The sequence below is a fragment of the Clostridium carboxidivorans P7 genome (genome assembly GCF_001038625.1).
Classification (GTDB): domain Bacteria; phylum Bacillota; class Clostridia; order Clostridiales; family Clostridiaceae; genus Clostridium_AM; species Clostridium_AM carboxidivorans.
This window is the reverse complement of record NZ_CP011803.1, coordinates 5,259,119-5,283,000: the sequence shown is the minus strand read 5'-3', so window position 1 is coordinate 5,283,000 and position 23,882 is coordinate 5,259,119. Positions and strand designations below refer to the sequence as shown.

Genomic DNA, 23,882 nt, shown 5'->3' with positions numbered 1-23,882 from the left:
TACAATTTTGATCATCTAAACTGGATTTACCATTTAGATGATCTCTACTTCATTATTTTAAATTAACTTTTTTAAATAACATTTTCTATATATAAGCAATAAAAATATAATACTAAAAACCATACCTCCAATGCTTACTAACTGAGCCATTCTTATACCATAAAACATTAAGCTATCCGTTCTTAATCCTTCTATAAAAAATCTTCCTAAAGAGTATAAACCTACATAAGCCAAAATTACAGTTCCATTTTTTAATACTCTTCGCAGCAAATACACAAGTATTAAGCAAACACATAAATTCCAAATAGATTCATATAAAAAAGTAGGATGATAATAACTTCCATCTATATACATTCCTTTTTGTATAAATAGAGGAAAATGCTTTATAAATTCATAAGATACCATACCTCCATGAGCCTCTCCATTAAAAAAGTTTCCCCATCTTCCTATAGCCTGACCCAACACTATAGAAGGTGCTGCTATATCTGCTAACTCTAAGAAGTTTATTTTTTTATATCTAGTATAAATGAAAGCTGTAGTTAAACCAAATAATATACCTCCATGAATAGCCAAACCACCTTGTCTTATATTAAACATATTTATAATATTGTTCTTGTACTGATCAAACTCAAAAAATACATAATAAGCTCTTGCTCCTATTACAGCAAATGGGAAGGAAATTAAAAATACATCCATGACATTATCAAAATTATAATTCCTAGCTTTGCAATTTATATTTCCCAATATAAGAGCCATTATAACTCCAGTACCTATAATTACTCCATACCATCTTACATCAAAACCATTAATAGAAAAAGCTATAGGATTCATAAAATCACATCCTTATTTAGACTTTAAATACTATCATTATACATAAAAGACTTCCAATAGTATATATTCTACTGGAAGTCTTAATAATTTGTTAACCTTCAGCTTCAACTGCTATTTTTCTACTAGTTCTAGCAGATTTAAACATCATAGATGAAGTATAAATTATTACACAAGTAACTACCCATTTTAAAACATTTAAAGGCAATGATTTAACAATATATGCAGCTATCAATACACCTACAGTACCTAGCACAGCTATAGACACTGAAGCCTTACTTGAATATGCTCCACTTTTTATAAATTGGTAAGATGAGAAAGGCATTAACAATGCACAAGAACCCATCATTATAGGAAAGGCTACCTTAGGCCCCATTCCCAATGCAAACACTAAAGCCATGCAAGGTGCATAAAGCCCTATTCCCACTGTCATAAGTGCTCCAAAAACAAAATTTCCTATGATTCCAATTACAAGTTTTGCTCCTGTTAAACCTGTGGCATCTCCACCCACTGGATATAAATTTAATAATCCTGCTACCATAAGTAAAGCTACTACTACCAAAGATACTCCCATAGCTACCTGAATCGTTTTCTCATTAAATCTAGAAACAATTTTAGCTCCTACAACAGCACCTAATACTGCAGCCGCTAACATGCTAAAAAGAGTTACTGCATCTACCTTTATTACAGTCATAAATATAAGTGCTTCCGTCATTGTTGGAATAGTATTGGCTACATTCAATGTTCCTGGAAGCTTTTTATCTTCTACCATTTTTAAATTTTTGAATAAAGATGTTTCTATAGCAAAGCTTCCTATTCCTAAAGTGTCAAAAAAGTTAGCTAACATACCAATAAGACCAAACTTTATAAAACTGCCTTCTTCCAAGGCACCATCATTTTTCTTCTTAATATAATCTTTAATAAGTACTGCTATGAATCCTAAAGCGCTTATAATCATAAACCCTAGTACAATTTTTAACATAAATTTCACCTATCCTTCATTTTTTCTATTTTTTTAGGTATTATGTCTACTTTTTAACAGAGTGATATAACTATTTTATAATATTACAGATATTTTTTCAATATAATTAAAATACAATCATTTCGTTTTTATTAATTATTCCAACTAAAAGCGCTGTAAACTCAATGAAATAAGGTAATTCGCATGGAATTCTACATTTATTCACAAAAGTATACAAAAAATACTATAAAGTTAATAAATTAACTCTATAGTATATAATTCATTGATCCAAATACAAATTACTAAATTACTTAGTCCATTATAATGGTGGAAAAACGGTGGCAAAATAAAAAAACACCAAGCACAAAGCTAGTGTTTTAAATATGTGACCAAATCTATAAGCCGAGTTCTGTATTAGACAATCATCTATCTAGGCCTATCATTACTAATAGGCTCCAGCGATACTACCCGGAAGCGGGACGGACCACCCCTTAACGCTTCTCTATTCGATCTTGCTCCAGATGGGGTTTACATAGCCGCAAAGTCGCCAATGCGCTGGTGAGCTCTTACCTCGCCTTTCCACCCTTACCATATGTGATAAACACATATGGCGGTATATCTCTGTTGCACTTTCCTTCAAGTTGCCCTGACTGGGTATTACCCAGCACCCTGTCCTATGGAGCTCGGACTTTCCTCTCCTGTATTTCTACAGCAGCGATTGTCTGACTTACTCACGAATATTATAATATCACACATAAATTGAAATTACAAATAAAATTTTAACCATACTTTAAAAATTCTTCTTTTCATTACAATAAATTATTCTTCCACAGTTATCACAGTATACTATTCTTTGCTGTTTATTTACATTATCTATAGTCATGGAAGAAACTTTTACTTTACATCCTGAACATATATTATCCCTTAGCTCTGCTGCACCTGTACCCTTTGAACTGCATATCTTATTGAAAATTTCTAAAATATCAACAGGAATAAGTTTTTCTAATTCCTTAATAGCTTCTTCTGATTTTTTTATTTTTTCTCTTGCGTCATTAATTTTTTTACCTTCTGTATTTTTATATGTGTAAAAATCATTTTTAAGTTTAGAAAGTTTTATTTTTAAGCTTTCTTTTTCAGAACTCAATTTTTCTTCTTGTTCTAATAACTTTAAAACTTGATTATCTACTATCTTTATACCTTCCTGCTTTTTATTAAACTTTTTTTGCAGTGCATCTATTAATTTCAAATCGCTTCCTGCATTATTATAAAGCTCAAATTTAATTTTTTCTAACTCATCTTTATCATTATTTAGATTACTACTTGCCATTTGATATTTGTTTCTTAAATTTGACATTTCACTCTCGTTATTTTTAAATTTACTTTTTTCCATATCAAATTCTTTCTTTACTCTTTTTAAATTACCAGTATATTCATGATTATTAATTAAATTACTACATACTGCAATATTTTTTTTATTATCCTGAATCTCGATAAGTTGCTTCAATAAACTCATTTTTTATCCTCCCACTAATTCTTTTTTAAATAAAAAATAGAAATGAGCATGTTAAATACCCACTTCTATTTATATTTGTACGGATTTTTATTAGACTCTGATATAAAAACAGAATTTTTGTAACCCATAGTTTCTATTTTATTTTTAAATTGTTTAGCCAATAACACTACAGCAGGCCATTCTGTATCAAAATGTCCAGCATCAATAACAGCTATGTTTTCTTCTTCAAAATCGCTAACATAGTGATATGTAGTGTCACCTGTAATTATACAATCTGCTCCCAATTTTTTAGCTTCATTAAAATAACTTTGTCCACTGCCATTTATAACTGCAACTTTCTTTATTATTTTATCCTCGTCACCTGAATATCTTAAAAAAGGAACATTTAAGCATTTCTTTACTCTGCTGCACATTTCATCAACTGTTATAGCTTCTTTGAGCTTTGCAATTCTTCCAATGCCTGAAACCTTATCATCTTCCTCATTTCTTTTAGAAAGTTCTATAGTATTATAATCCTGAAAGTTTAAAAGCTGCATTATAGTATCATTAATACCTCCTTTTACAGAATCAAGATTAGTGTGACTTGAATAAACATTTATATCATTCTTTATAAGCTCTATTATTTTTTTTCCCAATAAAGTGCCTTTAGTTATATTCAAAGGTTTCTTGAAAAGTAATGGATGATGGGTTAATATAAAATTGCACTTTTTTTCTTTGGCTTCATTAATAACTTCCAAAGTACAGTCTAATGCCACAAGTATGGATGTTACTTCGCACTCCATGTCCCCTACCATAAGACCTACATTATCATAATCCTCTTTGAATTTTGATGGTGCATATTTTTCCATTATACTATTAATATCTCTTACTCTTAAAGACATTTAAGCAACTCCTCTAGCTTTTGAATTCTAACTTTAATATCGACTTTTCTATCCACAGCTAATTTCGTATCATCTTTTATATTACCTAATATTTTATTATATGTTGATATCTTAAATTTTATAAATTGGGCTGCAAGAGGATGTTTTTTATCTATCAATGATTTACCTACTTCATAAAAAATACTATCAACCTTTTCAACTTTATTATCATATTTTATTTTTATTATCTCATAAAACTTGTTTTCGTCAATACATAGTTCCTCATCAATAATATTATATCCCTTTTTATATATATATTCTCTTAAAACTTCAGGATTTTGTACTGGCTGTAATATTGCAAATTCACATTTTTTGAAAACTTCTAATCCTTCTTCTATAATATCCCGAATTAGATTTCCTCCCATTCCAGCAATTATGACTCCTTGAGCCTCTCCTACTTTTACAGTATTTAATCCTGCGCCCAGTCTACAATCTATTTGTTCTTGTAAATCTTCAGATATTATGTTAATACTTGCTTTTTTTACTGGTCCCTTGTTTATATCAGAAGCAATAGCTTTAATACAAGTATTATTTTTTATCAATTCTATAGGCACATATCCATGGTCTGTACCTATATCTGCAACACAATTACATTTATCTACCAAACCTACTATGGTTTTAAGTCTTAAGCTAAGTTCCATTTATATATTCTCCATTCTATTTATCTAAACGTAAGTAAAATTCTAATTTGCATAATAAGAAAAACAAATGTTAAAATTAAAGGCACATAAATAAACTTATATGCAGATTTTTTATCATATCGAGCACAAAGATATCCTGCATTATACATACAAAATAGTACTGCCATATTAAGTACTCCATAAACCATCTGTTTAAATGCAAACTGTTTACTTGTACCAAATTTTATAGCCACGAAGTGTGAACTGAAATTTAAAGGCATCATAGCCGGAAGCTTATTGCAAAAGTACAATATTATTGGATTCAGTGTAAGGATAAGAACTGCTACAGTTACTATAATAAATGGAATAAAAAATTTTTTATCTTTATATAAATTTACATTCTTATTAACTTTGTATTCCCAACTTATACAATTTACATTTTTATCATTTAAATTTTTCTCAAACTCATGAAAATTTTCAGGAGATAATCCATAGTTTATATCATCTGTTTTTAAATAAATTATATTTTTAGTTGAAGTAATAAACATATAAGTACTTCCTATTTTTTCAACTATGGCTCTTCCAATAGCAAAATGATTCTTGCCACATCCTGATAGCTTCATGCCTCTTATATGTCCTTGTGCTTTTTGATATCCTTGTATAGATGTAAATGGTATTTTTATATTTTTAAGCTTTAACACACTTAAAATTTGTATGCCATCATCGTCCACAAAATATTTTAATGAACTACATATTAGTATATAGTATAGTTGATATATATTAAAAACTATAATAGCAACTTTTAATATACTTAATACTTCATAAGAATCTATTAGAAATAATAGAACTCCTAATAGTAAATCACCCAATATACTCATGCCTAAAATATAATATACTCCGGATCCCTTAACTGATTTATAAACTTGCACTTAACCACCCTCCTTTATACATTATAACATAGTTTACTAAAGTATACTGTGCTTAAAACTTTTAATGATAAAAGCACCTATAATAGGGTGCTTTAATCTAAATAGTCCTTTAGTTTTTTGCTTCTGCTTGGGTGTCTCAATTTTCTTAGAGCCTTTGCTTCTATTTGTCTTATTCTTTCTCTTGTAACATTAAATTCTTTTCCGACTTCTTCAAGTGTTCTAGCTCTTCCATCATCTAATCCAAATCTAAGTCTTAGTACTTTTTCCTCTCTTGGTGTTAAAGTATCTAAAACATTTATAAGTTGCTCCTTAAGCATAGTAAAGGCTGCTGCTTCTGCAGGTGCAGGTGCTTCATCATCAGGTATAAAATCTCCAAGATGGCTATCTTCTTCCTCACCTATTGGAGTTTCTAATGACACAGGTTCTTGTGCAATCTTCATTATTTCTCTTACTTTATCTACAGGCATTTCCATAATTTTAGCTACTTCTTCTGGTTGAGGTTCTCTTCCTAATTCTTGAAGTAGTTGTCTTGAAACTCTTATTAATTTATTAATAGTCTCAACCATATGAACAGGTATTCTTATAGTTCTTGCTTGATCAGCTATAGCTCTTGTAATTGCCTGTCTTATCCACCAAGTTGCATAGGTACTAAATTTGTATCCTTTTCTATAATCAAATTTTTCTACAGCTTTTATAAGTCCAAGGTTTCCTTCCTGAATTAAATCTAAGAAAAGCATACCTCTTCCCACATATCTTTTGGCAATACTAACAACAAGTCTTAAGTTAGCTTCTGCTAATTTCTTTTTAGCAATTTGATCACCATTCTCTATCCTTTGTGCAAGACTTATCTCCTCTTCTGGTGCTAGCAAAGGTACCTTACCTATTTCCTTCAAATACATCCTTACTGGATCATCTATAGCTATACCTTCTGGAACAGATAAATCTAAATCTTTTTCATCCACTTCAACTTCCTGAATATCACCTGCAACTTCGATTCCCATAGATTCAAGCACTTCGTATATTTTTTCTATTTGTTCAGGACTTAAATCTACTTCATCTAATTCATCCATTATTTCTTTATAAGTCAAAGTGCCAGTTTTTTTACCTTTTTCTATAAGTCTTTTAACTATTTGCATCTTTGCACTTTTATCTTTCATTTTTTTTCCTCCATCAGTCATTACTACATACCACCAATCTTTTTTTGTATTTGAATAAGTTCTTGGGCCAACTTTAAAGATTCTTCAAGTTTTCCGTCTATCTCATATTGCTTTATTCTATTCATAATTTGCTTCTTAGACTCTTCTAATTTGAATTTTTTAATACCTCTTATATAATCATCTACTATATTTTCATAATCACTGCTGTCATATATAAAATCTGCTTCTATAATATTGACCCACTCTTTTGAAGTATCTATATCATCACATTTCACTTCTATGCGTTTTCGTCGTTCTTCCTCATCATACTGCATATTTTCAACAATATAATCATATATCTTTCTATGACTTTCAAGTATTAATTCTTCTCTTTTTATACTTTTTTCTACATATTCAAGCGCTTTTTCATCTTTAAAAATGGCTTTTAAAAGCCCTCTCTCTGCCTTTAAATATGCAGGTTCTAAATATAATTTTTGTCCAAAATCGTTATCTATATTCATATTTTCTGATTTTTTTACATTTTTTTGAATTTTAGTATTGATCATATCATATAAAGCTTGATCCCTAATGCCAGTTTCTTCGGATAATTTTTTAATGTATATTTCCCTTTCTATAGCATCTAAATCTGATATAATCTCAAGAGCCTGTTCCGCATATTTAATAACACCTTCTGAATTATTAAAATCAATATTTTCTTTAATCTTTTTTATTCTATAATCTACTAATGGGAGAGCTTCTTCTATAAGCTTTATAAATGCTTCTTTTCCATTATTTCTTATATATTCATCTGGATCTTTTCCTTCTGGAACCTTTAATACTTTAACATCAAGTCCTACTTTTTTCAATATCTCAAGTCCCCTCATAGTAGCCATTTGTCCTGCACTATCTGCATCATAAGCTATTATGGCACTATCTGCGTACTTTTTTATAAGTTTAGCTTGATTCGTTGTTAAAGCAGTTCCTAAAGAAGCTACCGCATTAGTTATTCCATACTGGTGAAGCGATATACAATCCATATATCCTTCAACTATAATGAGCATTCTTTCCCTATTATTTTTTATTGCAAAATTTAGTCCATAAAGATTTACTCCCTTTTTAAATAGAGTGGTTTCTGGAGAATTTAAATATTTGGGCTTTGAATCGTCCATCACTCTGCCCCCGAATCCAATAACTCTTCCTCTATAATCAAAAACGGGAAATATAATCCTGTTCCTAAACCTATCATAATAAGATCCCTTTTGGCTTTTAATTATAAGTCCATTTGAAAGCATATCTAGTTCAGTAAAACCTTTTTTCTTTAAATGTCTTAACAATCCATCCCAACTATTAGCTGAATATCCAAGTCCAAAACTTCTTATAGTCTTTTCTGTTATACCCCTATTTAGCAAATATTGTTTTGCATTAGCATTTTCTCCTAAACAATTAAAAAAATATCTTGCAGAATCTACATTAAGTTTGTATAATTGTTTAAAAGTATCTTTATGTACATTGTTTTCATCAGTTTCAATAGTTATATTCACCCTATTTGCTAATAACCTTACTGCTTCAGGAAAAGAAAGATTTTTTGTTTTCATAACAAAAGTTATAACATTTCCTGCTTCTCCACATCCAAAACATTTGTATATTTGTTTGTCTATGGATACACTAAATGATGGAGTTTTTTCGTGATGAAAAGGACATAATCCTGAATAATTTCTTCCTGCCCTTTTTAATTTTACAGTTTCAGATATAACATCCACTATATCATTTTCTTCTTTTACTCTTTGGATGACATCTTCCGATATCAATAGATACTACCACCCATCTTTTTTTATTATATGGAACTATAAACAATTCCATTATGTCAATATCATTATCATTTATTTTCAGTGTTTCCATATATACTTGAGAATAAATATATTCGACATAAATTACTACATTCCTTCTATAATATTAAATATTTTTTCTCTTAAACACTTAGATAATATATATATATTCTTTATAAAAATTAAATTTCCTTCAAAATCACAGCTAATTTTAATAAATCCAATATATAAATTTATAACAGTTCAATTGTTATTTTACCCACTTAATACTAAAAATTATTCCTTAATAAATAACAATTTTAGGTACATATATACCATTGAATAACAATAAACAATAGTCATCACTCATTCCCGCTATGTAATCTGTTACTCCTCTGTACAACCCTTCACTTTCTACAATATTTCTGTATAGCAAAGGCATTTTATGAGGATTTTTTAAGAAATAATTAAAAACTTGTTCCAATACAAATTTCGCCTTATCTCTTTCCGTTTTGAGCACCGAACCCTTATAGATTTTTTCAAACATGAATTCCCTAAGCTTTGCCAATGCATCTCCTATTTCCTTACTTAAAGATACTTCCATTATATTATTTTGTATATTATTTGTAGTTGTATAAATACAATCTTTAACCAATGTATCTACTCTTTTACCATGATTTTTTCCAAGCACTGCTATTAAATCCTTTGGAAGTTCACTTTGTTTTAATAATCTAGCTCTTATGGAATCATCTATATCATGATTTACATAAGCTATTTTATCACTATATTTTACAACTTGACCTTCCAAAGTAAAGGCTCTTGAGGCCGAGTTCGAAAATCCACTGTGTTTAAGTATGCCATCTAATACCTCTTCAGTAAGATTGAGACCTTTGCCTTGCTTTTCTAACTTAGTTAGTACCCTAATACTATGTTCATTATGTCTAAAACCATCTGGAAGCAGCTTATCCAAAACTTCTTCTCCATTATGAGCAAAAGCCACATGTCCTATATCATGACCCATTGCAATAGCTTCAATTAAATCTTCATTAAGTCCTATTCCCTTACCTATAGTTTTGGCTATCTGTGACACTTCTAAAGTATGTGTAAGTCTTGTTCTATAGTGATCCCCCCAAGTTTTTATATATACTTGAGTTTTATGTTTAAGCCTTCTAAACGACTTACTATGAACTATTCTATCTCTATCTACCATAAAACAAGTTCTTATTTCATCTTTCCTCTCATGAGTCCTTCTTCCCCTAGAATTTGCTGAAAATGCTGCTTGCTCTATTAGAATTAATTTTTCATTTTTTTCAATTTTTTCTCTTACAATCATATAAACCACCTTATAATCTAATTCTATATTTATACTAAAACTCCTTTTTTTAATGTAAATGTATATTGTAAAAAGTTTTTTAATATTATTATATGGAGATAACTTTTTAAGGAGTTGTTATTAATAATGCCTCACCCTGCTAAAGAGTGTAATATAACCTTATTATCTGAAGAAAATGTGCAAAAATACGTGCTCCCACACTATGAACTTAGTCAAGCACAAATAGAAAGAGTTAAATTTAAAAATACAGATAAACAAAGAGCTGTTTATAAAGTAGATTATTTGGATAAGACCTATTGTTTAAAAAAAGTTTACTTTTCGAAACAAGAATTACTATTTGTCTATTCTGCTATAGAATGGTTTTTTAGAAACGATATAAATGTTCCAAGAATACTTCCTAATAATGACAGAGGAAGGTTTGTTAATTTTAACAATATGTTATTTATACTAACTCCATGGATAGAAGGTATTAAATGTGATTATGATATTAAAGAACATATTACTTCCTCTATAGATAACTTATCATTAATGCATGCTAAAGGTAAAAATTTTACACCTATAACTGGAAGTTCACTTAGAAAAAACTTAGAAAACTTTCCTTACTCCATCAATAAACATTTTCAGCAAATTTTAAACTGTTCTAACCTTGCATTTAAATACAAAGATAAATTTTCAAAATTATTTCTACAACATTTTAACATTAATTCTTTGCTGGCTGAAATTTCAGTAAAAGTATCTTCAAATATGTGTAAAGAAAACCTTAGTATATCACTATGTCACCTTGATTACGTAAATAAAAATATAATTTTTGACAATAACAGTAATGTATGGGTTATAGATTTTGACAAGTGCGGCATAGATTATTGCTGCCATGATATTTCTTACTTTCTTAGAAGGTTACTCCGGAGAACTAATAATAACTGGAGCTTAGAGCTTACACTAGAATGCTTAGATTTATATAATAATATTAATCCACTGAATATAGATGACTATAAATATATTCTTGCTTATTTAAGTTTTCCACAAAAATTCTGGAAATTATCCAGAGATTATTACAATAATATGGCCAAATGCAACCATAATTCTTTTTTTTATCTGCTTAAAAATTCTTTAGAATATGACAACAATCAGTTAGATTTTGCAATAAAATTTGGAAAATACATTGAAAATAAATTTAAAACTAAAATAATATAACAAAACTGCTGACTTAAAGCCAGCAGTTTAATATTTTACTTTCTTGGATTTTTAACTTCAGCCTGTGCAGCAGCAAGTCTTGCTACTGGAACTCTAAATGGTGAACATGATACATAATCAAGTCCAACACTGTGGCAAAATTCAACAGAAGATGGATCTCCACCGTGTTCTCCACATATTCCAAGATGAATATCAGGTCTTGTTTGTTTTCCAAGCTCTACACCCATCTTAACAAGTTTGCCAACTCCAGATTGGTCTAATCTCTGGAATGGATCAGATTCATATATCTTCTTATCATAGTAATCGCCTAAGAATTTACCTGCATCATCTCTTGAGAAACCAAATGTTAATTGAGTTAAATCATTTGTTCCAAATGAGAAGAATTCAGCTTCTTTAGCTATTTCATCAGCTGTAATAGCAGCTCTTGGTATTTCTATCATAGTACCTACTAAATATTTTAATTTGATACCTGATTTATCTATTATTTCATTAGCAACCCTTACAACTATATCCTTTACAAATTTTAATTCCTTAATCTCACCTATAAGTGGAATCATTATTTCAGGAACTATATCATAGTTCTTTCTCTTTTTAACATCTATAGCAGCTTCTATTATTGCTCTTGTTTGCATTTCTGCTATTTCAGGATAAGATACTGCAAGTCTGCATCCTCTATGTCCCATCATTGGGTTAACTTCATGTAAAGATGCAACTGTTGCCTTTAATTCTTCAAAGCCTACTTCCATTTCTTTAGCTAAATCTTTAATGTCCTCTTCATCAGTAGGTAAGAATTCATGTAGTGGTGGATCCAAAAATCTTATAGTTACTGGTTTGCCTTCCATAGCTTCATAAATTCCTATAAAATCTTCTCTTTGCATTGGCAGCAATTTAACCAAAGCTTTTCTTCTTTGTTCTTCAGTTTTTGAAATTATCATCTCTCTAACTGCTGGTATTCTATCCTCATCAAAGAACATATGCTCTGTTCTGCAAAGTCCTACACCCTCAGCTCCAAACTTAACCGCATGCATCGCATCTCTTGGAGTATCTGCATTAGTTCTAACTTTTAATGTTCTTATATCATCTGCCCAAGCCATAAATGTTCCAAAATAACCACTTATTTCTGGTTCTACTGTTTTAATTGCTTGACCATATACATTTCCTGTACTACCATCTAGTGATATGTAATCTCCCTTATGGTATACATTTCCACTTACTTCAAAAGTTTCATTCTTTTCATTTATTCTTATATCGCCGCAACCAGCTACGCAGCAAGTACCCATGCCTCTTGCAACTACTGCCGCATGTGAAGTCATTCCACCTCTAGCTGTAAGTATTCCTTCAGCTGCAGCCATTCCTTCTATATCTTCAGGGGAAGTTTCCAATCTTACAAGTACTACTTTTTCTCCCTGTTCATGATGCTCTTTAGCTTCTTCTGCCGTAAAGTAAACCTTACCACAAGCAGCCCCTGGTGATGCAGGTAATCCTTTAGCTATCACCTTGGCATTTTTTATTTCTGTTTGATCGAAGTTGGGATGTAAAAGCGCATCAAGTTGTTTAGGTTCAACTTTTAATATAGCTTCCTTCTTTGTAATTAAACCTTCATTAACCATATCAACAGCTACTTTTAATGCAGCTTGAGCTGTCCTCTTACCATTTCTTGTTTGTAAGAAATATAATTTGCCTTGCTCTATAGTGAATTCCATATCCTGCATATCTTTATAATGATTTTCAAGATTTTGTGCTATACTCATAAATTGCTCATAGCATTCTGGCAAATCCCCTTTTAATTTTGCAATTGGTTGAGGTGTTCTTATACCTGCAACAACATCTTCACCTTGTGCATTGATCAAATATTCTCCAAATATAAGTTTTTCACCAGTAGCTGGGTTTCTAGTAAATGCAACACCTGTTCCTGATGTTTCTCCCATATTACCAAATACCATTGATTGAACATTTACAGCAGTTCCCCAATCTCCTGGTATATCATTCAATCTCCTATAAACAATGGCTCTTGGATTATCCCAAGATCTAAATACTGCAGTTATAGACTCAATTAACTGTTCTTTAGGCTCTTGTGGAAATGGTTTGCCCATTTCTTTCATGTATATACCTTTAAATTGTTTTACTATCTCTTTTAAATCTGAAGCACTTAAATCTGTATCAAATTTAGCTCCTTTAACTTCTTTAACTTTATCTAGTACATCTTCAAACTTTCTTTTTTCAATCCCCATAACTACATCTGAGAACATTTGTATGAATCTTCTATAAGAATCATAAGCAAATCTTTCATTATTTGTTAGTTTACTTAAGCCTTCTACAGTATTATCATTTAGTCCTAAATTTAAAATTGTGTCCATCATTCCTGGCATTGAAACTCTGGCTCCTGATCTTACTGAAACTAATAAAGGATTTTCTACATTTCCAAACTTTTTATTTGTCTTTTCTTCCATAGTACTCAATGCTCTATAAACCTGAGAAACTATATCTTCATTTATTACTTTACCATCTTCATAATATTTAGTGCAGGCTTCAGTGGACACTGTAAAACCTTGCGGAACTGGTATCCCCAAATTTGTCATTTCTGCAAGATTAGCACCTTTTCCACCTAACAAATTTCTCATCGTGGCATTACCTTCACTAAAAAGATAAACGTATTTTTTGTTTTCCATAAGTAACATCCCCTTTGATTGTTTTTTTGCTATATTTTTTTGTATATGTTAACGGATATTTATCCGCTACCTAACAATTTATAATTTAGCTATTTTCCCCCATTTTTACAAACAATCTTGTTATATTAGTTTTAGAAACCTTGCCAACAATTCTAAGTATTTCCTTTGTTCCATTATAAGACTTTTCTACTACAGGTAAACTATCTACTTCATGTTCCATTATTTTATGTGCAGCTAAATATGCATTATCCTCTTTTTCAACAAACACAATATTAGGCATCCTAGTCATTATTATACCTACAGGTACTTTATGCATATCCGTACCACCCATAGCTATTTTAAGAAAATCTTTTCTTGAAACAGCACCAGTAAGTACTCCATTATTTTCTATAAATAATGTTCCTACATCATTCAAAAATAAATGTACTATAGCATCATACACTGTTGTATTTTCATCCACTACTACAGGCTTAGACATTATATCCTGTACCTTGATATTTCTTATATAATCATATACCAAACTATAAGAAGGCTTTTGTGAATATATATACCCCACCTTTGGCTTTGCATCTAGGATACTTGTCATAGTTAATACAGCCAGATCTGGCCTCAGTGCAGCCCTTGTAACATTCAATTTAGATGCTAATTTTTCACTTGTTATAGGCTCATACTCTTTTACTAATTTTATTATTTGTTCCTGCCTTGGTGATAACTTAATAATGCTCACCCTCCCTCTTTATCCTTAACTTTTAGATAAAAATTTTAGTTAAAGAAGTTTTACTCAGCTTTAGTGTATTATATGTACTTATCATTATTATAACATTATACAGCAATAAGTAATATATAACTTTTATTTTTTGTTTTAAATTGACTGAATATTCTACATTAATCATACTTTTCTTTAATTTTCATTAATTATCTTTAAATTTCATTTATGAACAATTAATCCAAATTATGTATTTATTTTATGATATAATAAAAAATCAGCAATGAAAATCTTATTCTTTGACTATCAATTACAATACTCTAGTTTTATATTTCTAGAATAAAGAACATCTATATCTCTGAATAATAATTTCTAAGTATTAGGCTAAATAGAACCTAGTACTTAGAAATTTATTTATCGCTGACTTTCCAATTATTTTTCAGCCTTATTTATCCTTATCATCATTTTCTATATCATCAAACTTTACAGTATAGCTATAAGTATTTTCTTCTTTTTTATTTTCATTTTTACCTGAAAATTTTTCTTTTACAGTATTGGCAGCATCAAATACCTTATCTTTTACATCTTGCATTGTATCTTTCATATTAGTTTTTATAACTTTATTTACTATTTCTATACTTCCATCATCCTTAGTAATTTCTATAGTAACTTTAGTAAACACTGCTGTTAATATGCCTATAGCAATAAGTGGTGGCCATACTAATACTGTCAAAGTGGCCGCAATACCTGCATTAACAGGAATATCAACAACTATTTTATCATCTTTTTTTATCTTTATTCTATTTATGTTGCCTTTTTTAACTAGATCCTTTATCCAATCTAAAAATTCATCTTTTGTTGTATATATGTCATTCATAGTTGATTTTTTATTTTGCTCAAGATATATTAATGCATCCACTACATTTGCTTCACAAACCTCCAAGGCTTCCTTAGCTTCTGTATAAGTAACTCCAGTTCTCTCTCTTACGATATCAATTTTTTCTAATGTAATCTCACTCATTTACTTCACTCCTTTTTAATAGTTTATCAATTATATAATTTAAATTTCACATCATTCAAATTTTGTTAAACAATTAAGTATATCCAAACTTTTAGGTCTTCTAAAATAACTTTGATCAATAAATTGAGATAATACTTTGTAAAGCTCATCTTTTATTTCTTTTGATAAATTAACTCTATATACATTTTCTAGAGGAATTTTAGATATATATTTAAGAGCGTTATATGCTGGATAACTTACATTAATACCATTGACTTTTGCACATTCTTGGCAAACCCCTCCAGAATACTGGAAACTTATATAGTTAGAAGTATTTATTTTTTTTCTACACATACAGCAATGTTCTAAATTAAAACCATATCCTGTAGCTTGTAAAGCTTTTATTTCAAAAGCTCTTGCTAAAATTTCTATATCAACAACCTTATTCTTTAAAAAATAAAAAGCTGTAATTAGTAATTTGAAAAGTTCCCTGTTACTTTCTTCATCCTGCATGGATATGTCTATAATTTCACAAAAATAAGATGCATAAGTTAATTTATCTAAATCATTAAGTAGTTCTTGGAATGAATCTATAGCTGTGCTTTCATTAATTACATAAAGACTTTTCCCTTTGTAAACTACATAGTCTCCATAGGAAAATTGCAAAGTACTAGTAAATAATTTATTACTACTTTTTTTCGAACCTTTCGCAATAGTCGATATCTTTCCCAACTTTTCACTAAATAGCCAAACAAGTTTGTCTGATTCTTTTATATCTTGAGTTTTTATAACTACAGCCCTGGTCTTAAATATGGACAGAAAACCACCCCCTCCACACTCTACCAACACATTTTACAATTTTTGTGGTATACTTTGAAAATTAATAATAATCGAATATATATTTCGTATTCTAAGTATATTATATACTTAGTGTGTGCAATTTATTTATAACCAAGTTCTTTTAACATACTTGAACTATCTCTCCACTCTTTCTTTACTTTAACCCAAAGCTTCAAATTAACTCTAGTTTGCAAAAATTTTTCTATATCTTGTCTAGCATAAGTGGATATCTTCTTAAGCATAGAACCATTCTTGCCTATTATTATACCTTTATGTGAGTCTTTTTCACACAATATAGTAGCATCTATATGGTACATGCCCTTTTCATCCTTTTTCATAGATATAATTTCTACAGCTGTACCATGTGGCACTTCTTGAGAAAGTAATCTTAATGCTTTTTCCCTTATAGTTTCCGCTACAACAAATCTTTCCTGTTGATCTGTAATCATATCTTCTGGATAATATTTAGGCCCTTCATGCATGTACTTTACCATGAGTTCCTTTAATTCATCTACATTTTTTCCTTTTAATGCAGATATAGGTATAATTTCTGCAAAACTAAATACCTTTGAATAGTTATCTAAGGTTTTTGCAACTCTTTCTTGAGTATTTTCATCAATTTTATTTAGAACTAAAAATACAGGTACATTACATTCCTTTAATTGTTCAAGTATGTACATATCCCCTTTTCCAATCTCATCTTCTGGATTTGTAAGGAATAATATTAAATCTACTTCTTTTATTGAATCCTGTGCTATTTTAACCATAAACTCGCCAAGTTTATGTTTTGGTTTGTGAATACCAGGAGTATCAACAAATACAAGCTGAAAATCTTTTTCTGTAAGTATAGTTTGTATATTATTTCTTGTTGTTTGAGGCTTACAAGAAACAATGGATAATTTTTCTCCCATTATTGAATTTAATAGTGTTGACTTTCCCACATTAGGCCTTCCTATTATTGTTATGAATCCTGATTTAAACATAAATTCTCTCCTTATTTTTATAATCTTTCTTAAGTAAAAAGTTTATACTAATATTTTCTCTATATTTCTAATATTTATTATAATTAAGTTGTAAATAAATTATAGCACTATCTTCATTCATTGCAATATTTTATTTTATTAACATCTGTAATATAAATAGTTCAAAGCATTTTATCCGAATATTCTAAACAATAATATAGTAATTAAGGTTCCAAAAATTCCTCCTACAATAACTTCAACTATAGAATGTATTTCGGAATCTACTCTACTTTGAGCAACTATAAAAGCTAATATATAACTTAAAATTACTACTGCTAATTGGCCAGTAATAAGCGCTATAGTAGTAGCTATAGAAAAAGCTATTGCACTGTGACCACTTGGCATACCTCCTTTAAGAGGTGTTCCTTCTCCAAAAATAGCTTTTGCTACTAAAGTAGTTATACATACAATAGCTAGTATTATAAAAATAACATATGGACTAGTACTTTTCACCTTCATTATCAATATAAAGTTTATATACTTCAATTTGTCCCAAAATATTATATATCCTACAACTACAGCATTTATGGCTGTTATTAGAACCCCTCCAGCTGCCACATTTTTAGCAACCTTTACCAGAGGGTGGTAGTAATTTGTTGTAGCATCCACAGCAAACTCTATAGCTGTGTTTATAAGTTCAGCCATAATTACCATACTGATAGTTATTGTTATGGCTAAAAGTTCTATTTTACTTAAATCATAAAAAAAGCAGGCAGTTAGTACTAATAGAGCTGAAATCATATGTATTTTCATATTTCTCTGAGTTCTAACTGCATATATAATTCCTTCTATAGCATAGTTGAAACTGTCAAGTAGTTTTCTAACTTCTCTCATAACTTTCATCTACTTTCTTTATATGTATTTACCTTGTTAAATGGAACTTTTCTAATATTTGCTCTTCCCTTTTTCTCATAATTGATTTTTCATCTTCTTCCATATGATCATATCCTAACAAATGAAGTACTGAATGTATGGTAAGATAGACTACTTCTCTAATAAATGAATGATTAAATTCTAAACTTTGTTCCTTTGCTTTTTCAAGAGAAAGTACTATATCTCCTAATACCAAGCTTCCCTCATCTAAATCTACATGTGAAAAATTAAAATCTTTATAAGTATCTTTAAATACCTTTCCCTTTTCATAATCTAGCATTGGAAAAGAAAGTACATCTGTAACTTTATCAATATTTCTATTTTCCTTATTTATTTCTTTTATTTTTTCATTATCAACAAATATAACACTTACTTCACAAGGAATATTAACTTTTTCCTCCTGCAGCGCATACTCAATAATACTTACTATATTCTTTTCTATTTCATCTGAAATTTCTATTTTATTTTGTCTATTATCTATAAAAATCATATTTACACTCCTTACTTATTTGCCCATTTATCTTCAGGATACTCTATTCTCTGATGATATATCCCTGTAAGAACCTTTAAAAAGGATTTTCTTATTTTATTTATATCTTTTAATGTAAGATTACAATTATCTAGTTGACCTTCATTTAATCTATTTTTTATAATTTTATTAACCATTTCTTCAATTTTACCCTTAGTTGGTTCACTTATAGACCTTACTGCAGCTTCTACTGCATCAGCTAACATTATTATGGCGCCTTCCTTTGTTTCAGGCACAGGTCCAGGATATCTAAAATCTTCTTCTTTAACATCATCAGGTCTTTCACTAGAATTTTTCATAGTTACATAAAAATATTTTACAAGAGATGTTCCATGATGCTGTTCTATTATATCTCTTACAGCCTTTGGAATCTTATACTGTTTTGCTAATTCTACACCATCTTTTACATGAGATGTAATTATAAGAGTACTTAAATTAGGAGTAATTTTGTCATGAGGATTATCACTTCCTAATTGATTTTCTTTAAAAAAGTAAGGTCTCTTTATTTTTCCTACATCATGATAATAAGATGCAACCCTTGCAAGTACTGGATTCCCACCCACTTCTTCTGCAGCTATTTCAGCAAGATTTCCAACTAAAATACTGTGATGATAACTTCCTGGAGCTTCCATTAACAGCCTTTTTAGCAGAGGATGATTAGGATTTGATATTTCTAATAATTTTATAGTAGTTATAACATCAAAAGTACTCTCAAAGAATGGAAGAAGTCCAATAGTAAGAATACCAGATAATATACTTCCAATACATGCAAGTAACGCCTTTTGAGTTACATCTGCCACACTATTACTCAATAAAAATCCTACTGAAAAGGTTAAAATTACATTCATTATTGAAATGTATATTGATGAATATAAAATATCATTTCTTTGCTGCATCTTTTTTAATATTACAGCACCAATAACAACATTTACTAATGCTAATATAGTTATTTCTGGACTAAATTCAACTGCTCTACTTATAAGCACACAATTTAACGCACTTATAGCCAAAGAAACCTTATAATTTACTAAAAGTGTAAAAATCATAGGTATGCAAGCTAAAGGTATTAAAAATGGTGAAATTACAGATAAACTTCTAGCCAAAAGTATAGCTATGCAATTCAATATATTTATCATTATAAGCTTGTTAGTATCACTATATACGTTATTATGATACTTATAAAGATAAAACCACTGTAGAAACATTATTAGTAAAATTAGTATGCTTAAACAAATATATATGTACCATTCAAAATGATAGTTGCTATTTAAAAGACCTAAATCCTTTAATATTTCTATTTGATACTTAGCAACCGGTTCTCCTTCTTTTACTATTATCTGATCTTTCTTTATCATAACAGGAACAACTTTTTTTATTGCTTCCTTTTTTAGCTCTTCAGTTTTGTCCTTATCGTAGAAAAAATTAGGAGTAATTAAAGCATATCCTATGCTAGCTGATATGTCTTTTAATGATTTAGGAATTTTTGATCCATTTACTTTTAGTTGTATGCTTTCCTGTGCTTTTTTAATATCCTCCTGATTATCCTTTTGACTATTATCACTTATATTATTGTTATCATATATATCAGCCATGTTTTTAATTGAAAAATCTTGAACAGTTTTCAAATCCTCTTTACTTAGCCTTATAAGAGTTAAATAATCATCATCTGATAAGCTTATTTCCACATTGCTTTTTAACTTTTGTAGCTTATCTTTTTCTTCACCAGTACCATCTTTTACTTGTACCAACTTAGAAAAAAATGAATTTATTTTATTTATAATTTCAGTTTTTACTTCCGGTTTTTTATTATATTGTATAGGTACAGAATCAGTCGCCTGCTGTATTCTTGCTGCTGTAGATACTTCATCTCTAACTTCTCTCGGTGCTTTTATATCTACCTTAGCAATGTCGCCTTCCTTCAAGCTATACTTCTTAGTTACTATCGATGTTACTAATACAGAAAAAATAAATATAAATGTTAAAATAAAAATAATTATCTTATTTGTTTTTTCTTTGGCAAAAAAATTCCTTATGGATAATTCTTCCATGTTAACCACCTTTTCATTAATATGCATCCATATTTTATCCAGAGATTACATACTGCATAAATTCAACCAAACCCAGAATTGGGTAAAATGTCTAAATGACATTTTACGGGTTATACCCCGGACTAAAATACCTAAATGGTATTTTACCACTTTTTCTTTACCCAATCTGAATTAAGCTTTATTTTATTACCTTTTGCTTAAGTTTATATCCACCTAAGTATAAAAGACTTCTTATTGTATTGGTTGTTCTAAAGCCACATTTTCTTCAGCTACAACTAATACCCTCATTCTATAAGAATCTCCCTGCTCATAGCTCACTATTTTATCTACAATTTTAACAGATTTATCTAAGTTTGCACATATATTTGAATAAAGTTCATCATATGTATCATTTATTACCTTTTGAGGATCCTTATGAACAGTAGTTTCTTTTACTTCATAATAATTTTCAATATTAACACATAATCTTTTATCTTCTATTTTATCATATTTAACAAATTTATTCGGAGATTTTTTTAAATATAGCTTTTTGCCGTTAAACTTTATATATATATCTTGTGCTTCTTTACCTGTACGTTCTCTTTTTAAAGTATCAATTTTTACATCCTTAATTTCTTCATAAAAGGTTCTACATATTACATTCCCAACTGCATGAACGGCATAAGTTGAGTTTTCATTTCCTTGTTCTCCCTTTACTACAATTTGTCCTTTTCTAATCATATCTCCCTTTTTAACCACAGACGTTCCTGCTTTAGTATATACTCTTATTACTTCACCATCCTTTTTAGCAACCAAATTACATGGTTTATCATCAGCTACTACATTAGGTGGTGATTGCCTTTCCATTGCAGAAATTTTAAGTTTTGCTCCATCGACCCTAGCCTTTACCCACATTATATTGCCGTTATTTTTCATGAGATTTTCTTCTACTTCGTAAACATTTATGTTTTTCTTATTAATTCCAGGCTTTATGCCATAAGATTTAAGCTGTTGTCTTATTTCATAAGGTGTCAAATTATGATCCACATTTATTTCTATACTCCATACAAATGTAGATAAATAATAAATTATACCTACAAACAATATTATACCAATTACAAAAGCAATTCTTCTTTTTACTTTAATTAAAAAAAATGCAAATCCTCTTCTTTCAACTATCTTTACTTTAGTTTTTGTCCTTTTAGCTATATCCTTTAACTTAATATAATCTTTTAAACTTATATCTATATTCAGGGTAGTAATGTCTTTTTTTACAATGTTTCTTACACTAATGCCATTTTTCCATAAAAGATTGATAAATTTTTCAGGTATAAGAGATCGAGCTTCTATAGTTATTATACCACTTTTATATTTTTGGAAATTAACCTTGCTCATTTGCCTCATAAATTATGGATTTAAATTTTCCACCTACTGTTATGGTACTTCCCCCCATAAACAGTATTTCAAAATTAACTCCATTTATAGATATCAATCCTATACCTGAATTTATCTTTACTTCATTTTCATTAAACACTACTATTCCCTTATGATTCTCTATTATTATTTCATTATGTCCTGTCACCGTAATTTTAGGTACATTTAAAATTATGTCTCTAGGTAAATCTAGCTTGTCTGCAATATCTTGTTTTGTTCTATTAAACTTTCCCTTCATCTTATCACCTCTAAAAATACTTCCATACTAATTTATGAAGAAGATTTTTAATAAATGACAAAATAAAAAAGGTTGAGAATATCTCAACCTTTTATTTATTTAAATATTGCTTTACAATTTGACTTACAAGTTTACCGTCTGCTCTACCTTTTGTTTTAGGCATGATCAAAGTCATAACTTTGCCCATATCCTTAATGCTACCTGCACCTACTTCATCAACTGCTTGACGAACAATTTCGGAAATCTCCTCTTCGCTTAACTGCTGAGGAAGGTAACCTAACAAGATTTCTATTTCCTCATTTGCCTTATCAACTAAATCCTGCCTATTTCCTTTTTCAAATTCTAATATAGCTTCACGCATTTGTTTAACTTCTTTTGCCAAGACTTCAATAACCTGCTCATCACTAAGCTTATTACCATCTGTCTTTTCAACTTGCAAAACAGCTGCTCTTGCCATACTTATTGTTTCAGCCTTAGACTTTTCTTTTGCTTTTAAGGCTTGCTTCCAATCTTCTTGTAGTCTTTCTTTAAGAGACATTAACTTAGTACCTTCTTTCAAAGAATTCTATTTAAACTTTCTCTTTCTTGCAGCTTCAGATTTCTTTTTTCTCTTTACGCTTGGTTTTTCATAATGTTCTCTCTTTCTAACTTCTGAAAGAACACCAGCTCTAGCGCATTTTCTCTTAAATCTTCTTAATGCACTTTCTATAGTTTCATTTTCTCCAACTTTTATTTCTGACATATTTTATCCCTCCCTCCGCTAGCTCAATCTAATTTAAAAAAATTAAACACAGCCAATGTAGGTTACATAGCACATTGTTTATTATACAACATAGATTTACAAGCTGTCAACAATTTCATTGAGATTTTAACCTGGAGGCCACTGAAGGCTTCTTCCTCCTAATACATGAAAATGAATATGTGGCACTGACTGTCCTCCATCTTCTCCACAGTTACTAACGATTCTGTATCCTGTCTTATCTATACCTAACTTTTTAACTATTTCTTTTAACACAACAAACACATGAGCTACTATTTTTGAATCTTCATCTGTTAACTCATTTAAGCTGCTTATATGCTTTTTAGGTATTATTAATATGTGAGATGGTGCACCAGGACTTATATCTTTAAAGCTTAGCACTATGTCATCTTCATAAACTTTTTCACAAGGTATTTCACCCTTTATTATTTTACAAAAAATACAATCTTTCATGATTTCACCTCCTTTAAAGTTATCCGATCACTATTAAATATAAAATTTATATAACTGCAAAATTTATAATATAAAATTAAGTTTTACTTGAT

At 29.5% G+C, this 23,882-nt stretch carries 23 protein-coding genes and 1 other RNA gene; 1 reads left to right on the top strand and 23 read right to left on the bottom strand.

The features are described from left to right. Positions 1 to 57: 57 nt before the first annotated feature. The 10 genes from lgt to Ccar_RS23690 form a co-directional block, all read right to left on the bottom strand. Positions 58 to 831: a prolipoprotein diacylglyceryl transferase gene (gene lgt / locus Ccar_RS23730; protein ID WP_007065089.1), complete on the bottom strand. Its 774-nt coding sequence runs from the start codon at positions 829 to 831 to the stop codon at positions 58 to 60. Positions 832 to 922: 91 nt separating this feature from the next. Then, entirely contained in the window at positions 923 to 1,810 is an 888-nt protein-coding gene (locus tag Ccar_RS23725; protein ID WP_007061124.1) for a sulfite exporter TauE/SafE family protein, read from the bottom strand. A 361-nt stretch (positions 1,811 to 2,171) separates the two neighbouring features. Further along, positions 2,172 to 2,523, bottom strand: an RNA gene (gene rnpB / locus Ccar_RS26195) — RNase P RNA component class A. Positions 2,524 to 2,579: 56 nt separating this feature from the next. Then, positions 2,580 to 3,302, bottom strand: coding sequence for a zinc ribbon domain-containing protein (locus tag Ccar_RS23720; protein WP_007061125.1), 723 nt, complete (start codon positions 3,300 to 3,302; stop codon positions 2,580 to 2,582). Positions 3,303 to 3,367: 65 nt separating this feature from the next. Beyond that, the gene (locus Ccar_RS23715; protein ID WP_007061126.1) at positions 3,368 to 4,183 is read right to left on the bottom strand and encodes a Nif3-like dinuclear metal center hexameric protein; all 816 of its coding nucleotides are present in this window, start codon (positions 4,181 to 4,183) and stop codon (positions 3,368 to 3,370) included. After that, on the bottom strand, positions 4,174 to 4,863 hold the full coding sequence (locus Ccar_RS23710; protein ID WP_007061127.1) for a tRNA (adenine(22)-N(1))-methyltransferase: 690 nt from the start codon (positions 4,861 to 4,863) through the stop codon (positions 4,174 to 4,176). The genes Ccar_RS23715 and Ccar_RS23710 overlap by 10 nt, the downstream gene beginning before the upstream one ends. Positions 4,864 to 4,883: 20 nt before the next feature. Beyond that, complete coding sequence (locus Ccar_RS23705; RefSeq protein WP_007061128.1) at positions 4,884 to 5,771, bottom strand: PH domain-containing protein; 888 nt, start codon at positions 5,769 to 5,771, stop codon at positions 4,884 to 4,886. Positions 5,772 to 5,863: 92 nt separating this feature from the next. Further along, on the bottom strand, positions 5,864 to 6,928 hold the full coding sequence (gene rpoD / locus Ccar_RS23700; protein WP_169823849.1) for an RNA polymerase sigma factor RpoD: 1,065 nt from the start codon (positions 6,926 to 6,928) through the stop codon (positions 5,864 to 5,866). 23 nt (positions 6,929 to 6,951) lie between these two features. Next, positions 6,952 to 8,715 (bottom strand): DNA primase, encoded by a 1,764-nt coding sequence (dnaG, locus tag Ccar_RS23695; protein ID WP_007061130.1) that lies wholly within the window; start codon positions 8,713 to 8,715, stop codon positions 6,952 to 6,954. Between the two features lie 301 nt (positions 8,716 to 9,016). Next, complete coding sequence (locus Ccar_RS23690) at positions 9,017 to 10,045, bottom strand: deoxyguanosinetriphosphate triphosphohydrolase (RefSeq protein WP_007065091.1); 1,029 nt, start codon at positions 10,043 to 10,045, stop codon at positions 9,017 to 9,019. Between the two features lie 126 nt (positions 10,046 to 10,171). Here Ccar_RS23690 and Ccar_RS23685 point away from each other — a divergent pair, with 126 nt between their 5' ends. Further along, entirely contained in the window at positions 10,172 to 11,239 is a 1,068-nt protein-coding gene (locus Ccar_RS23685) for a CotS family spore coat protein (protein WP_007061132.1), read from the top strand. A gap of 35 nt (positions 11,240 to 11,274) precedes the next feature. Here the strand turns inward: Ccar_RS23685 and ppdK are convergent, their stop codons facing one another. The 13 genes from ppdK to Ccar_RS23620 form a co-directional block, all read right to left on the bottom strand. After that, entirely contained in the window at positions 11,275 to 13,908 is a 2,634-nt protein-coding gene (gene ppdK / locus Ccar_RS23680) for a pyruvate, phosphate dikinase (protein WP_007061133.1), read from the bottom strand. Positions 13,909 to 13,993: 85 nt separating this feature from the next. Then, positions 13,994 to 14,635 (bottom strand): transcriptional regulator CcpN, encoded by a 642-nt coding sequence (ccpN, locus tag Ccar_RS23675; protein WP_007061134.1) that lies wholly within the window; start codon positions 14,633 to 14,635, stop codon positions 13,994 to 13,996. Positions 14,636 to 15,059: 424 nt separating this feature from the next. Next, the gene (locus tag Ccar_RS23670) at positions 15,060 to 15,635 is read right to left on the bottom strand and encodes a DUF4342 domain-containing protein (protein WP_007061135.1); all 576 of its coding nucleotides are present in this window, start codon (positions 15,633 to 15,635) and stop codon (positions 15,060 to 15,062) included. A 51-nt stretch (positions 15,636 to 15,686) separates the two neighbouring features. Beyond that, the gene (gene recO, locus Ccar_RS23665) at positions 15,687 to 16,460 is read right to left on the bottom strand and encodes a DNA repair protein RecO (protein ID WP_007065092.1); all 774 of its coding nucleotides are present in this window, start codon (positions 16,458 to 16,460) and stop codon (positions 15,687 to 15,689) included. 95 nt (positions 16,461 to 16,555) lie between these two features. Then, positions 16,556 to 17,437, bottom strand: a complete 882-nt coding sequence (gene era, locus Ccar_RS23660) for a GTPase Era (protein WP_007061137.1) — start codon at positions 17,435 to 17,437, stop codon at positions 16,556 to 16,558. A 171-nt stretch (positions 17,438 to 17,608) separates the two neighbouring features. After that, positions 17,609 to 18,310 (bottom strand): diacylglycerol kinase, encoded by a 702-nt coding sequence (locus Ccar_RS23655; protein ID WP_007065093.1) that lies wholly within the window; start codon positions 18,308 to 18,310, stop codon positions 17,609 to 17,611. 28 nt (positions 18,311 to 18,338) lie between these two features. Next, on the bottom strand, positions 18,339 to 18,839 hold the full coding sequence (gene ybeY, locus Ccar_RS23650) for an rRNA maturation RNase YbeY (RefSeq protein WP_007065094.1): 501 nt from the start codon (positions 18,837 to 18,839) through the stop codon (positions 18,339 to 18,341). Positions 18,840 to 18,850: 11 nt separating this feature from the next. Further along, positions 18,851 to 20,926, bottom strand: coding sequence for an HD family phosphohydrolase (locus Ccar_RS23645; protein WP_007065095.1), 2,076 nt, complete (start codon positions 20,924 to 20,926; stop codon positions 18,851 to 18,853). 231 nt (positions 20,927 to 21,157) lie between these two features. Continuing rightward, positions 21,158 to 22,300 (bottom strand): sporulation protein YqfD, encoded by a 1,143-nt coding sequence (gene yqfD, locus Ccar_RS23640; RefSeq protein WP_007061143.1) that lies wholly within the window; start codon positions 22,298 to 22,300, stop codon positions 21,158 to 21,160. Then, positions 22,287 to 22,577 carry a sporulation protein YqfC gene (yqfC, locus tag Ccar_RS23635; protein ID WP_007061144.1) on the bottom strand — a complete coding sequence of 97 codons (291 nt, stop codon included), beginning with the start codon at positions 22,575 to 22,577 and terminating at the stop codon, positions 22,287 to 22,289. The genes yqfD and yqfC overlap by 14 nt, the downstream gene beginning before the upstream one ends. Before the next feature lie 91 nt (positions 22,578 to 22,668). Then, positions 22,669 to 23,115, bottom strand: coding sequence for a GatB/YqeY domain-containing protein (locus Ccar_RS23630; RefSeq protein WP_007061145.1), 447 nt, complete (start codon positions 23,113 to 23,115; stop codon positions 22,669 to 22,671). Positions 23,116 to 23,142: 27 nt separating this feature from the next. Then, the gene (gene rpsU, locus Ccar_RS23625) at positions 23,143 to 23,319 is read right to left on the bottom strand and encodes a 30S ribosomal protein S21 (protein WP_007061146.1); all 177 of its coding nucleotides are present in this window, start codon (positions 23,317 to 23,319) and stop codon (positions 23,143 to 23,145) included. A gap of 126 nt (positions 23,320 to 23,445) precedes the next feature. Then, positions 23,446 to 23,790 carry a histidine triad nucleotide-binding protein gene (locus Ccar_RS23620; RefSeq protein WP_007061147.1) on the bottom strand — a complete coding sequence of 115 codons (345 nt, stop codon included), beginning with the start codon at positions 23,788 to 23,790 and terminating at the stop codon, positions 23,446 to 23,448. Positions 23,791 to 23,882 lie beyond the last annotated feature (92 nt).

Excerpts from the sequence above, each read along its gene's own strand:
- lgt (WP_007065089.1), bottom strand. The coding sequence starts at position 831 with ATGAATCCTATAGCTTTTTCTATTAATGGTTTTGATGTAAGATGGTAT.
- Ccar_RS23725 (WP_007061124.1), bottom strand. The coding sequence starts at position 1,810 with ATGTTAAAAATTGTACTAGGGTTTATGATTATAAGCGCTTTAGGATTC.
- Ccar_RS23720 (WP_007061125.1), bottom strand. The coding sequence starts at position 3,302 with ATGAGTTTATTGAAGCAACTTATCGAGATTCAGGATAATAAAAAAAAT.
- Ccar_RS23715 (WP_007061126.1), bottom strand. The coding sequence starts at position 4,183 with ATGTCTTTAAGAGTAAGAGATATTAATAGTATAATGGAAAAATATGCA.
- Ccar_RS23710 (WP_007061127.1), bottom strand. The coding sequence starts at position 4,863 with ATGGAACTTAGCTTAAGACTTAAAACCATAGTAGGTTTGGTAGATAAA.
- rpoD (WP_169823849.1), bottom strand. The coding sequence starts at position 6,928 with ATGAAAGATAAAAGTGCAAAGATGCAAATAGTTAAAAGACTTATAGAA.
- Ccar_RS23690 (WP_007065091.1), bottom strand. The coding sequence starts at position 10,045 with ATGATTGTAAGAGAAAAAATTGAAAAAAATGAAAAATTAATTCTAATA.
- Ccar_RS23685 (WP_007061132.1), top strand. The coding sequence starts at position 10,172 with ATGCCTCACCCTGCTAAAGAGTGTAATATAACCTTATTATCTGAAGAA.
- ppdK (WP_007061133.1), bottom strand. The coding sequence starts at position 13,908 with ATGGAAAACAAAAAATACGTTTATCTTTTTAGTGAAGGTAATGCCACG.
- Ccar_RS23670 (WP_007061135.1), bottom strand. The coding sequence starts at position 15,635 with ATGAGTGAGATTACATTAGAAAAAATTGATATCGTAAGAGAGAGAACT.
- era (WP_007061137.1), bottom strand. The coding sequence starts at position 17,437 with ATGTTTAAATCAGGATTCATAACAATAATAGGAAGGCCTAATGTGGGA.
- Ccar_RS23655 (WP_007065093.1), bottom strand. The coding sequence starts at position 18,310 with ATGAGAGAAGTTAGAAAACTACTTGACAGTTTCAACTATGCTATAGAA.
- ybeY (WP_007065094.1), bottom strand. The coding sequence starts at position 18,839 with ATGATTTTTATAGATAATAGACAAAATAAAATAGAAATTTCAGATGAA.
- Ccar_RS23645 (WP_007065095.1), bottom strand. The coding sequence starts at position 20,926 with ATGGAAGAATTATCCATAAGGAATTTTTTTGCCAAAGAAAAAACAAAT.
- yqfD (WP_007061143.1), bottom strand. The coding sequence starts at position 22,300 with ATGAGCAAGGTTAATTTCCAAAAATATAAAAGTGGTATAATAACTATA.
- yqfC (WP_007061144.1), bottom strand. The coding sequence starts at position 22,577 with ATGAAGGGAAAGTTTAATAGAACAAAACAAGATATTGCAGACAAGCTA.
- Ccar_RS23630 (WP_007061145.1), bottom strand. The coding sequence starts at position 23,115 with ATGTCTCTTAAAGAAAGACTACAAGAAGATTGGAAGCAAGCCTTAAAA.
- rpsU (WP_007061146.1), bottom strand. The coding sequence starts at position 23,319 with ATGTCAGAAATAAAAGTTGGAGAAAATGAAACTATAGAAAGTGCATTA.
- Ccar_RS23620 (WP_007061147.1), bottom strand. The coding sequence starts at position 23,790 with ATGAAAGATTGTATTTTTTGTAAAATAATAAAGGGTGAAATACCTTGT.